The 11960-nt window shown below is 49.3% G+C and carries 10 protein-coding genes; 4 read left to right on the top strand and 6 right to left on the bottom strand.

All coding sequences use genetic code 11. From position 1 onward, the window contains the following. Window positions 1-253 precede the first annotated feature (253 nt). Both O8C68_03215 and O8C68_03210 read right to left on the bottom strand, forming a co-directional pair. Window positions 254-634: a hypothetical protein gene (locus tag O8C68_03215; GenBank protein MCZ7394816.1), complete on the bottom strand. Its 381-nt coding sequence runs from the start codon at window positions 632-634 to the stop codon at window positions 254-256. Between the two features lie 21 nt (window positions 635-655). After that, window positions 656-1831 (bottom strand): citrate synthase, encoded by a 1176-nt coding sequence (locus tag O8C68_03210; protein ID MCZ7394815.1) that lies wholly within the window; start codon window positions 1829-1831, stop codon window positions 656-658. A gap of 249 nt (window positions 1832-2080) precedes the next feature. Between O8C68_03210 and O8C68_03205 the strand changes: the two genes are divergently transcribed. Continuing rightward, window positions 2081-3337, top strand: a complete 1257-nt coding sequence (locus tag O8C68_03205) for a 3-isopropylmalate dehydratase large subunit (protein ID MCZ7394814.1) — start codon at window positions 2081-2083, stop codon at window positions 3335-3337. Continuing rightward, entirely contained in the window at window positions 3334-3825 is a 492-nt protein-coding gene (locus tag O8C68_03200) for a 3-isopropylmalate dehydratase small subunit (GenBank protein ID MCZ7394813.1), read from the top strand. Before O8C68_03205 ends, O8C68_03200 begins: the two co-directional genes overlap by 4 nt. A gap of 20 nt (window positions 3826-3845) precedes the next feature. Here O8C68_03200 and O8C68_03195 read toward each other — a convergent pair whose 3' ends face one another. Together O8C68_03195 and O8C68_03190 are read right to left on the bottom strand one after the other, a co-directional pair. Next, the gene (locus O8C68_03195) at window positions 3846-5069 is read right to left on the bottom strand and encodes an alpha-hydroxy-acid oxidizing protein (protein ID MCZ7394812.1); all 1224 of its coding nucleotides are present in this window, start codon (window positions 5067-5069) and stop codon (window positions 3846-3848) included. A 1-nt stretch (window position 5070) separates the two neighbouring features. Continuing rightward, window positions 5071-5370 carry a DUF2769 domain-containing protein gene (locus tag O8C68_03190; GenBank protein MCZ7394811.1) on the bottom strand — a complete coding sequence of 100 codons (300 nt, stop codon included), beginning with the start codon at window positions 5368-5370 and terminating at the stop codon, window positions 5071-5073. 210 nt (window positions 5371-5580) lie between these two features. Here O8C68_03190 and O8C68_03185 point away from each other — a divergent pair, with 210 nt between their 5' ends. Beyond that, a complete protein-coding gene (locus O8C68_03185; protein ID MCZ7394810.1) occupies window positions 5581-6537 on the top strand; it encodes a hypothetical protein in 957 nt (318 codons plus the stop codon). 9 nt (window positions 6538-6546) lie between these two features. Here O8C68_03185 and O8C68_03180 read toward each other — a convergent pair whose 3' ends face one another. Together O8C68_03180 and sdhA are read right to left on the bottom strand one after the other, a co-directional pair. Then, window positions 6547-7266: a succinate dehydrogenase iron-sulfur subunit gene (locus tag O8C68_03180; GenBank protein MCZ7394809.1), complete on the bottom strand. Its 720-nt coding sequence runs from the start codon at window positions 7264-7266 to the stop codon at window positions 6547-6549. Further along, window positions 7266-9044: a succinate dehydrogenase flavoprotein subunit gene (gene sdhA, locus O8C68_03175; GenBank protein ID MCZ7394808.1), complete on the bottom strand. Its 1779-nt coding sequence runs from the start codon at window positions 9042-9044 to the stop codon at window positions 7266-7268. Before sdhA ends, O8C68_03180 begins: the two co-directional genes overlap by 1 nt. Window positions 9045-9172: 128 nt before the next feature. On the opposite strand from sdhA, the gene O8C68_03170 reads away from it, so the two are divergent. Beyond that, on the top strand, window positions 9173-11959 hold the full coding sequence (locus tag O8C68_03170) for a molybdopterin-dependent oxidoreductase (GenBank protein ID MCZ7394807.1): 2787 nt from the start codon (window positions 9173-9175) through the stop codon (window positions 11957-11959). Window position 11960: the final 1 nt, after the last annotated feature.

The following is an 11960-nucleotide window of genomic DNA, read 5'->3' as shown; positions in this document are numbered from 1 at the left end:
TTATTGAAGGGTAATTCTTGTTATTAAATTTTTGGTTGAACTCTTTCCTGTTTTTAAATTCCTAACATGCGCCTGAAAAGAAAAACAGAATTTCAGAAAACCGATAGAACAGGAAACCCCTGAGCATCCGGGCCCGGGATGCCTCGTTTTTCAAAACGAGGTTCATGACTGCCCTCTACGGGTTGCAATACTAACCACGTTTTAAAAGACCGGCTCAATGATACTAATAAAGACGGCTTTCTATTAAAGAGACTTACGCAGTCAGTGGAACCGTTATATGCAGCGCATCATAATCAACAACAGGCACTTTCTTGACGTGATTTTTCCCTTCTTTAAGCTCAAGGAGACCTATGCCTTCAAGGAAAGTAAGGTCATTATATACATTCGATTCCTTGCGCTTCAGCATCCTTGCCAGTTCGCTTATGGATTCCGGAGTTTTTTCCCTGATTTTCGAAAGTAAGCGCAGGCGCTCGCGGGTCAGTATCTTTCCAATATCCTCCGCTGTGCGTGCCACTATCTTATGTGGCTCTGGCTCATGTATCTCGCCGCGCCTGACCCTTTCAAATAGCTGGTCGAGGTGCTCCCCGTATTCTTCATCACTCATAACTACAATTTCAACGTCTTTTAATTTCATCGATTTTCCTCCGATTTTCTTCTATTGCTCCCTTCTCTCTATGGGCACATATCTGCATCCTTCGCTCCCGCAGTATTTCCCGACATAATCAGCTTCCGGTCTATAGATAACGGCTTTTGGCTGCGCTTCGGCAAATTTTTCCTCTATAATATGAGCGCACCAGCCTCCGATTCTTGAAACTGCAAAAACCGCAGTAAAGAGGTCAGGATCAATTCCCATCACGCAGTAGACTGAAGGGCTGTAGAAATCCACATTGGGGTATATGTCCTTACCTTTGCGCTTTTTAAACTCTACCCTGGCTGCGCTGTCAATTTTGCGGGAGAGCTCAAACCATTTTATATTTCCTGTTCTCTCTGCCAGTTTTTCTGAAATACCCAGGAGTATCCTGGCACGGGGGTCCATGGTTTTATAGACCGCATGACCCATACCCATAATCCGCTCTTTGGCGTCTAATTTTGCATTTACCCATTTCTCCACCCTCTCAATAGTATCAATCTCAAAAAGCATTTTCATTACCTCGGTATTGGCGCCGCCGTGGAGTTCGCCAGAGAGTGCACCCAGCGCAGCGCCCGCGCATGCATACATATGGGCTCTGGTTGATGCCACCACTCTCGCGGCAAAGGTGGAGGCATTGAAGCTGTGCTCTGCATGAAGAACAAGGCAGGTATCAAAATCCTTTGCTGTCTGTGCATCAGGCACATCTCCGTTGAGCATATACAGGAAGTTTGCCGCATGTCCGAGTTTTCCATCCGGTTTCTTAATATCAAGATTCTTTCTGATCCTGTCCCAGTAAGCAACCAGAGTCGCCATTTTGGCAATAAGTCTTATTGATGCATTTATGCTGGAAACTTTTGTCCCGGCTCTTGCATCATCATCAAAATCCACAAGCATCGGTATTACGGATTGAAGTACATCCATGGTGTTTGCTGTTTTTTTCCTCTTCTTAAGATGCCTGATGATGCCCGCAGGAAGCTGCCTCTCTGAGACAAGAGTTTCCTTGAATATTTCCAGCTCTTTCCTGGTTGGAAGTGCCTCGTAGAGCAGCAAATAAACGGTTTCTTCAAAAGTTGAATATTGGGCTAACTCCTGTATGTCGTATCCCCGATATATCAGTTTGCCATTTTCGCCATCTACGGCACATATTTTTGTATCGGCTACCGGGATTCCCCGCAATCCTATGTCTTTTGTTTCCTGCATGATTAGTTCCTAACCCTGATTTTAATAGTATTCGGCAGCTATTAAACTTTTGCGCCCAAAACCGAAACGGGACTGTAAAAAAGTTTGGTGTTGAGCAAATCCTTTGCGTACTTTGCGCCTCTGCGGTGAAAAATCCTGCACCGCAAAGCACTCAAAGAGCGCAAAGTTACTTATGCGAGATTTAACACCAAAACCGAAAAGCTATTTAATTGGAGCGATTATAGTTCATGTTAAACCAGAGGTTAGAGCATGGCAGGGAAAACCCTCTCAGAGAAGATAATCGCAGAGCACTGCGGCAGAGACGTACGAGCAGGGGAGGTTGTGGTTGTTGATGTGGATTTGAGTTATGTGCAGGATGGTACTGGTCCTCTCACGGTACGCAGGATGATAGAGATGGGACTGGAAAGAGCCTACGCTCCGGAGAAGACTATATTTTTCCTTGACCATGCCTCTCCCAGCCCGAGGATGGAGTTAAGCAACGATCATGAGTTTTTAAGGGAGTTCGCAAGGAAAACGGGCATACTATTATCCGATGTTGGAAACGGCATATCCCATCACAATGTTTTGGAAAAATACGCCTGCCCAGGCGATATTATAGTCGGGGCTGACTCGCATACCTGTACCGGCGGCGCCTTAGGCGCATTTGCCACGGGAATGGGAAGTACAGATGTGGCGGCGGCAATAGCACTCGGAAAGACATGGATGAAGGTGCCTGAGACGTATCTTGTGGAGGTGAACGGCAAACTTCCAAAAGGGGTTTTTTCAAAGGACATAATTCTTCATCTGATAGGCGAAATCACAAGCAACGGCGCCACCTATAAAGCTCTTGAGTTTACAGGCGACACGATCGCGGGATTAAGTACGGCAGCGCGGAGCACGATAGCCAACATGGCTGTGGAAGCGGGAGCGAAGGCGGGCTTATTCCCTCCAGATAGCGAGACAAGGAATTTCCTGAGGGAAATGGGCAGGGAAGAAAAATTCCGGGAATTGAAGTCTGATGAGGATGCTGATTTTGAAAGGAAAATAGAGATTAACGCAGAGGAGCTTGAGCCTGTAATTGCCTGTCCGCATCTTGTGGATAATACTAAACCAATAAGCCAACTCAAGGGAGTTAAGGTCAACGAGGTTTTTATAGGTACTTCCTGTAATGGACGTCTTGAAGACCTCCATATTGCAGCTTCTATACTGAAGGGTGAAAAGATTCACCCGAATACCCGGGTTGTTGTGACTCCTGCTTCGCGCAGGGTATATCTGGAAGCTTTACACGACGGTACCATAGAAATTTTTGTAGAAGCAGGCGCCGTGGTAACCTCACCGGGCTGCGGGGCGTGCGACGGTGTGCATCTCGGCATTCTGGGAGACGGCGACGTATGCCTTGCCACCCAGCCGCGGAATTTTAAAGGAAGGATGGGCAGCCCGAATGCTTTTATTTATTTAGGCTCGCCTGCAGTTGCGGCTGCGACTGCCCTGAAGGGTGAAATCGCTGACCCAAGGGAGGTGATGTGATGGGAAAGGCATGGAAGTTCGGGGATAGCATCAGCACCGACCTTATTGCGCCCGGAAGGTATTTTCATCTGCGCTCGAATCTTCCTGAGCTTGCAAAACATGTACTGGAAGGAGCTCGACCTGATTTTGCTGCACAGGTACGCAGCGGGGACTTTGTCGTGGCAGGAGAAAATTTCGGTCTGGGCTCAAGCAGGGAACATGCTCCTACCATAATAAAAATGGCAGGCGCAAAGGCTGTGCTTGCCAAGAGCTTTGCGAGGATATTCTACAGGAACTGCATCAATATAGGGCTTCCCGCCATAACCTGCAACACGGATGAGATAGACGAGGGGGATGAACTTCTGCTTGATATGGAAAAAGGCGTCATAAAGAATAAAACCAGAGGAACAGAAATCGCCTTTCCACCCCTCCCACCTTTCATGAACAGGATACTGCAGGAAGGAGGGCTTGCGGCTTATATAAAAGCGCATAAAAGCCTTGAGATTTGACATATATAACGACAGAATGCTCAACTAACAAGAATAGTCTCATTGATGTCTTTAAGATTATTGCATGAAGTCATTATCATTGCAATCCTTACATCAGTCTTGATATACTCCAGAATCCTCTTAACTCCCTCGACCCCACTTGAAACCGCCTCCCTTGCCAGCGGTCTTCCCACGAGGACAAAATCAGCTCCCAGAGCTAACATTTTAACAACATCAAATCCTGTTCTTATCCCGCCGTCTGCTGTTATCACAATTTCCTTACCTTTTTTAGCCTCTCGCACGGCTTTTACAATTTCAGGAAGAACGTCCGCGACCCCTGGACCTGAATCCAGTACCCTTCCCCCGTGATTTGAAATGCCTATCACGTCTGCCCCGGCATCCACTGCCGCCAGTGCATCCTCCTCGCACATTATCCCCTTAATAATGAAAGGAAGCTTTGTTGATTTTTTGAGTTCCCTCAGTTCATCGACCGTTTTCCTGAAAACAGGCTTCCCCGCCAGAGTGAAATTTACAGAGCCTGCCCCATCTATATCTATGCCAACAGCTATTGCTTTTTCTTTTCCGGATTGCCTTATTAAGTCCAAGAGAACATCCTGCGACTGAGGCTTGAAAATGTTCACCCCGTGACCTTTAACCTTTTTGAGAGCAGCTATCGCAGGATGCGTCACCTCATAGTCCCGAGATGTATTTCCTGTAAACCCGATAGTACCGGCAACTTTACACCCTGCCAGGATATTATAAGCAAAATCCTCCTCGGTTATGTTGCTTACGTAACTCAGACCGCTCATCGGAGCCCCGAGCACGGGCATGCTGATCTTTTTCCCAAGAAACGTGGTTTCAATAACAGGCTCTCCATGCTGTGTAATCAGCCTATTTTTAAGCCTGTATTTTGAGAGAGCTTTAAGGTTGTTAAGATAGGTGAGACCCTGACCTATACCCCGCAAGCCCAGCGGTACTCCATATTCCTGCCTTAATTCCGGTGCGGTTTCTGGATTATCCACCCCGACTAAAATACTTCTTATCTGCTCCTTTTTCCCGGTGAAATCAGTATAAGCCTTTGCTTTCTGCCAGTATTCCTCTTCTGAGATCTGAACAAGCCTGTCCCTGGTTGCTCCGCAAACAGGGCATCGCCAGGAATCAGGAAACTCGGAAACCGCTGTTGCAGGGCTTATTCCTGTTAGAGGGTCGCCTTTCTCCTCATCATAAACATAGATGTTGCAGACCGCGCATAGCCATTTAACCAAATTATATTCCAGCCTGCTCTTTACCAGTACCCTTCAGGCAGTAATAGTCCCATCGAAGAGCCAGTTTATTCTGGACAGGACAGCCAGGGCAGAGACAGCCCTTCTCTTTTTTTATTATCTTGCTTTTTCCGGTTGCACAGAATAATAATCTCTTTTCTCCTGTTCCGGCATACGTCGGGCATCCGCCGCAGATGCACATCTTGGTGAATTCAGCCAATTTTGCATCCATCTCTTTGGGAGACATCTTCCCCATGGCTGCCATATTCTGTTCAAAAGTCGTTTTTTGAGTTTCTTTTACCATATTTTCCCCCTTTACTTACCATACCGACTATTCTAATTAATTGTATTTAACGATTTTCCATATAAAACTATAACCAGTATTTTATTAATATTGAATCAACATACAGGAAAAACATATATCGCATAGGAAAAATAATACAGAATATAAGAGCGATTGGAGTGCGTAAAAAAAGGGTTTGTATCGTCTCCAGTGAGTTCTTTGGAGGAGATTATGAATACATGCAAAATAAGTTTAGTGAATAAATCTATGATGGGTCTTTTGATATGGCTCGTTTTAATTACTGGATTGGTGGCTGCCCAGACATCTTCTGGCGCAGGCAGATTAACGCTCACCCTGCAGCCCGGTCTGGACGGAAACGGGAGCATCAAGGCAACTTCCATCGCGAAGGCTGAATTGTCCAATCCTGATGGCACATTAGTCAGGACAGCGACAATAATTGGAGGCAAAGCCCAGTTCGATCTGAGCGGCGTGGCACCAGGAGACTACTTCATCCGTGTGAATGACCTCGCAGACGACCTTGTGCCCACGCGTATTGACGACCCGAGTACCGCTATCAGCCAGTCCGTGGGGCAGAAGTTGCGGGTGTCGGAGATAGACAACAACCTTTCCGATCCTACCTACAAGATCATGACGTTCTCCAGAGGGCAGGGAGCACCCCCGGTCGTGGGGTATTCCGATGGCGCCACTCTTACCCCAGAGCGGTATGCCTATGTCATACTTTCCCTCAAGACAAGCCCCCAGAAACTCGAATTTCGTATACTGGGCTCAGCAGCGCAAATAAATAGTTATACGCCGACCATGCCCAATCATCCGAGCACTTTGAATCCTCCGTTCTCGACATGGATGATGGGCGAAAGCAACCACGCCTCTAATTACAATGGGACCGACAGTAATTGCAACACATGCCACGTCAACCTGGACACCAAGCCTGCGACCTTCTCTGATGTTTCGATCACTAACGGCTGGTGCTTCAGGTGCCACTATGGTAAAGGAGGCTTGTACAGGTTTATAGATACAACCGTGATCTCAACACCAGTGCCTACAACCGTAATACCCACACCGATAGCAACGACTGTGGTACCGACCGCGACGCCAGGAACGCCTGCGTTCGAAGCATTTTTAGCAATTTCAGCGCTGCTGGTTGCGATACTGGTTAGAAGAAGGTAACACCAGTGTCTATTTTTTTCCTTTTTTGCTCTCAAGGATGCGTTTCTTGATTTCGAAAATCTCTTTGGTGACAGGAATCTCCTTGGGGCATACTTTCGTGCACCGCCACCTGGTCTGGCAGCCCCATGCCCCATCCTTCTGGTCAAGCAGTGCGATTCTCTCCAGAGTTCCCTCATCCCTTGAATCGAAAAGATATCGAAATGCTCTTACAAGGGCAGCAGGACCAATGTAAGCTTGCGTGGCTTTATCCTGATTGACCGGGCAGGAGGCGGTGCAGCAGGCGCAGAGGATGCAGCGGATCGCCTCCTCTAATATCCTGTGCTCCTCATGGGTCTGGCGCTGCTCTTTGTCGGGTGAAGGAGCTTTTTTGATGAGATAGGGTTTGACAGAATTGTATTTCTCAAAAAAAGGCTCAAGGTCCACAATCAGGTCCTTGACCACCCTGAAAACCGCCAGGGGCTCGATGAGAATCTCCTCGTTCTCCTTGAAATCCTTGACCAGCTTCTGGCAGGCAAGCGCGCTTATCCCATTAATTCTCATCCCGTCCGAGCCGCACACGCCATGACCGCAGGACATCCGGAAAGAGAGTGTGGAGTCGTGTTCCCAGCGAATCCTGTTCAGGCAATCCAGAATTCGCTCCTTCGGGTCTGCCTCGATTTCGAAAGTCTGGTAGTAAGGCTTTGCATCTTTCTTCGGATCGTAGCGGAAAATCCTCAATTTCAGCATCATCAATACACCCTCGCTTCTGGCTGGAATCGTGTGATATTCACGGGCTTATACCTCACCTCTTTTCCTTCTTGGGTCTGGAAAACGAGGGTATGTTTGAGGTGGTTCTTATCATCCCTTGCCGGGAAATCCTCACGGAAATGGGCTCCACGGCTTTCCTTCCTGTGGAGTGCGCTCAAACATATCACCTCGCAGAGGTTAAGTTGATGCCAAAGTTCAATCGCTTCCATCAATTCGAAGTTAAAATTCCTACCCTTATCCTCAAGCTCGATATCCATGTATCGCTCTTTCAGGGAACGAATTTCCAGAAGCCCTTTCCCAAGCCCCTTCTCATTCCTGAAAACCGAACAATTCTCCATCATCAGGGACTGCATACGTTGCCTGATCCCGCCGATTTTTTCCCTGCCATTGCGGTTTAAAAGTTTTGCAATTCTTTCCTCTTCGATTCTCAATGGCTCAACTGAAGGAGGGTGATGTTCATATTTTGAAATCTCTTCCTTCATTGCTATTCCACTCCTCCTTCCGAACACAAGTACATCGAGGAGGGAATTGCAGCCCAGGCGATTTGCGCCGTGCACGGATACGCATGCACATTCCCCGGCGGCATACAATCCAGGGGCTACCTGACCGTTTTCATCAGCCAGTACCCTTCCGTCCATATCCGTGGGTATCCCTCCCATGATGTAATGGCATGTGGGCGCCACAGGAATGGGCTGCTGCACAGGGTCGATGCCAAGGTATATCCTCACAAACGATGCAATCTCCCACAGCCTCTCCCGGATTTTCTCCTCTCCAAGATGCGTGAGGTCAAGATGCACGTATCCCCCTTCAAAACCCCTGCCTTCCTCTACCTCGGTGAGAATCGCACGCGAGACAACATCCCTGGCTGCCAGATCTTTTACCGTGGGTGCGTACCTTACCATGAATGGCTCACCAATGCTGTTCCTTAAAATCCCCCCCTCCCCCCGTGCAGCTTCGCTCACAAGAATACCCAGAGGATAGAGCCCTGTGGGATGAAACTGGACAAACTCCATGTCCTGGAGAGGGATCCCGGATTGACATGCAAGATTTAACCCGTCCCCTGTGGAGGCAAAGCCATTGGATGTGGTTTTGTAGATTCTTCCGCACCCTCCGGTGGCGAGAAGAACAGCCTTGGCTGGCAGCAGATTGACTTCCCCTGTGGCAAGGTCGTATGTCACAACGCCAGCGCACCTTCCTTCTTCAAGGACAAGAGAAAGAACATAGTGCTCCGGGTAGAATTTCACATTGTGGCGGAGGCACTGGTCATACAGGGTATCAAGCACCACCCTTCCTGTTCTGTCTGCTGCGTAACAGGCTCTCTTCACTGGTTTTTTACCATAATCCCGCGTATGACCGCCAAAGTTGCGCTGCGCTATCTTCCCTTCGGCATTGCGGTTGAACGGCACGCCCATGTGCTCCAGTTCATAGATTACACGGGGAGCATCCCTCACCATGACCTCAACGGCATCCTGGTCTGCAAGGTAATCGCTTCCCTTGACAGTATCGAACATATGCCAGTCCCAGTGATCCTCTTCCTCATTGCCGATGGATGCCGTAATACCTCCCTGTGCTGCGCCTGAATGTGAGCGCGTGGGAAGGACCTTGCTTATTACAGCAACATCCGCATTATCCACGCACTCAACAGCAGCCCTGAGCCCAGCCAGCCCTGCGCCTACGATAAGTATGTCGTGCTGGAAGTTCATGTCATCCCCTTCGAAGTTCCTGAAGAAGTCATAATTAGAGCCACCCTCCTTATGCACTATATCTTTTAGTTACCACAATAAACCTTAAGCCTGATTGTATATATTATTATTTGTGGCGGTTAGTATGACAAGGAATATCACAGGTTGTGACACGGGAAGCATCCGGATAGCATAGGAACTCGAGCATGACGCAGAATGAATCTACAAAAACTGCAGCAGGACCATCGGAGGAAGCTTTGGCGGCAAGGCAGGCGCTTGCACGCCAGCTCATGGAGCGGGCAGCCCTGGCAGCAAAGCATGCTCTGGCGCTGGACCTGCTGGAGAAGGTGCATGAACCAATAGGCAAGTATCCCTATCGCGGCTGGGAAACGCTGTACCGCGAGCAGTGGGAGTATGATTCCTTCGGGCGGACAACGCACTCGATTAACTGCACGGGCTCCTGTACATGGAAGGTTTATGTAAGGAACAATATCGCTTTCAAGGAGGATCAGTATGCCGATTATCCCGACATCAACACAAAACTTCCCACGTACAACCCGAGAGGATGCCAGAAAGGGGCGAATTACAAGGAATATGTTTATGGTCCGCAGCGCGTGAAATATCCCCTGATACGAACGGGCGAGCGGGGCGAAGGAAAATGGCGCAGGGCTTCCTGGGAAGAGGCCCTGAGTTACATCGCAAAAAAAATGGTGGATGCCATATCCAACCACGGCGCCGACACGGTGACCTTCTACTCTGCCAACCCTGCCAAGTTCCTGGTCACGTATGCCGCAGGAGCGCGCCTTGCAAACCTGATCGGCGGCGTGGTATGCAGCTTCTATGAATGGGTTTCTGACCTGCCTCCCGGCGAGCCAATGACATGGGGTGTGCAGACAGACACATGCGAGGCTGCGGACTGGTTCAACTCAAAATACATCATTATCTGGGGCTCAAACCTGCTTGAGACGCGTATCCCTGATGCCCATTTCGTGACCGCAGCCCGGATGCACGGGACAAAGATCGTAGCCATATTTCCCGAATACAACCCCGTCTCGATCCATGCAGATATATTCATCCCGGTGAAACCGGGCACAGACGGCGCACTGGCGCTCGGCATGGCGAACGTGATCGTGAACGAGGGTCTCTACGACGCGAACTATGTAAAACAGTTCACCGATATGGCGATGCTTGTGCGCACCGAAAACGGGAAGTTCCTCAGGGAAAGTGATGTGGTATCGGACGGGGAGACGGGTAATCTCTATTTCTGGGATGAGACCACACAAAAGCCTGAACTTGCCCCGGGTACGATGGGATGCCTGGACAAAACGCTGGATCTTGGCGCAATCAGTCCGGCTCTTGAAGGGGTTTTCACGGTCGACACGCTTTCCGGTAAAGTGGAAGTAACACCGGTTTTTTCACTGCTCAAAAAGAAACTCAAAGACTATGACCCGGTAAGTGCTTCCGGCATAACAGGTGTGGACCCTGGTCTTATCACCCGGATCGCCCGCGAGTTTGCAGCCATAAAACCTGCCAGGATTATCGAGGGGGCGGGCGTAAACCACTATTTCCACAACGACCTTATCAACAGGAGCATGATCCTGCTCGCCGCCCTGACAGGCAATGTCGGGATACCGGGAGGTGGCTTTGACCATTATGTAGGACAGGAAAAATTCTGGTGCGAAGAGGGGTTTTTCAAGCTTGCCTATCCTCTTGGCAATGCAAAACAGCGCTTCCAGCCTACCACGCTCTGGACTTACGTCCACTCAAATATTGCAGGGGACGCTGAAAGTCTTGACCTCTGGCAGCGCCCCATCAGCGAATACATTCGTGAAAGCGTGGATAAGGGCTGGATGCCATTATATCCCAGAGGTACACTGGAAAACGGTAAAACGCCCAAAGTTCTTATCGTATGGGGCGCCAACTACCTGAACCAGGCAAAAGGCGCGGAATATATCCTGGAAAATCTCTGGCCCAAGCTTGACCTTATCGTGGACATTGACTTTCGCATGAACACCACGGGCTTATACGCGGATGTCATCCTGCCCGCGGCAAGCATGTTCGAGAAATGGGACCTGAGCACAACTGACCTTCACTCGTATATTTCCCCATTCACTCCAATAATCCCCCCGCAGCTTGAAAGCAAGACCGACTGGCAGATATTCTTGCTTCTGGCTCGTGCCCTTGCGGATACAAAGTTCTCATTTGAAGATACGCTGCCTGACGGTTCCACCATAACCCGTGATTTTTCAACGCTGGTGAATGATTTCACTGCCAATGGCGCTCTTGAGGACAAAAGCGCAGGGCAGTTCATCCTTGATAATTCAATGGAAACAAAAGGTATGACAATTGACATGCTCGACCAGCAGCCCAGGCGCTTTGTGGCTACGGATAAGGGATGGACAAGCGATATAAAAGCAGGCGAAGCCTATTACGCTTTTCAGAGGATGTACGAATTGAAACGACCTCTCTCCACGCTTACGGGACGGCAGCAGTTCTACATCGACCATGACTGGTATTTAAACGAGTTCCATGAAGAACTGCCTGTGTACAAACCGCCTGTGGACGGGAATAAATACCCGCTCAGATTCGTCACGCCGCACGGACGGTGGAGCATACATTCCCTGTGGCGGGATGCAAAGTATCAGCTGCGGCTGCAGAGAGGATATCCTATCGTGTACCTGAACCCTGACGATGCCAGAGCGCGGGGGCTTTCGGATAATGATCCTGTTGAAATCTACAATGACAGCGGGACTATAATCGCTCACCTGTGCATTTCGCAGCGGATGCCGGAAAGCTTCGCCCTTATGTACCAGGGCTGGGAGCGCTACACCTTCAAAAAGGGCGGCTTCCAGAGCCCCATGACGATCCGTATCAAACCCACGCAGCTTGTCGGCGGCTACGGGCAGCTTCACTTCAAGGTCAATTACTGGGGCCCTACGGGAAATCAGAAGGACACCCGCGTGGAGATTCGAAAATCTTCGGAGGCTGGATGAT

Origin of the sequence: Candidatus Methanoperedens sp. (assembly GCA_027460525.1) — an archaeon.
In the GTDB taxonomy this organism is placed as follows: domain Archaea; phylum Halobacteriota; class Methanosarcinia; order Methanosarcinales; family Methanoperedenaceae; genus Methanoperedens.
The sequence above is the reverse complement of the archived record's forward strand: the minus strand, read 5'-3'. Positions and strand labels throughout refer to the sequence as shown.

Bases quoted from the DNA above. Each gene is read 5' to 3' on its own strand.
- O8C68_03170 (MCZ7394807.1), top strand. From the start codon at position 9,173: ATGACGCAGAATGAATCTACAAAAACTGCAGCAGGACCATCGGAGGAA.
- O8C68_03180 (MCZ7394809.1), bottom strand. From the start codon at position 7,266: ATGATGCTGAAATTGAGGATTTTCCGCTACGATCCGAAGAAAGATGCA.
- O8C68_03205 (MCZ7394814.1), top strand. From the start codon at position 2,081: ATGGCAGGGAAAACCCTCTCAGAGAAGATAATCGCAGAGCACTGCGGC.
- O8C68_03215 (MCZ7394816.1), bottom strand. From the start codon at position 634: ATGAAATTAAAAGACGTTGAAATTGTAGTTATGAGTGATGAAGAATAC.
- O8C68_03185 (MCZ7394810.1), top strand. From the start codon at position 5,581: ATGAATACATGCAAAATAAGTTTAGTGAATAAATCTATGATGGGTCTT.
- O8C68_03190 (MCZ7394811.1), bottom strand. From the start codon at position 5,370: ATGGTAAAAGAAACTCAAAAAACGACTTTTGAACAGAATATGGCAGCC.
- O8C68_03210 (MCZ7394815.1), bottom strand. From the start codon at position 1,831: ATGCAGGAAACAAAAGACATAGGATTGCGGGGAATCCCGGTAGCCGAT.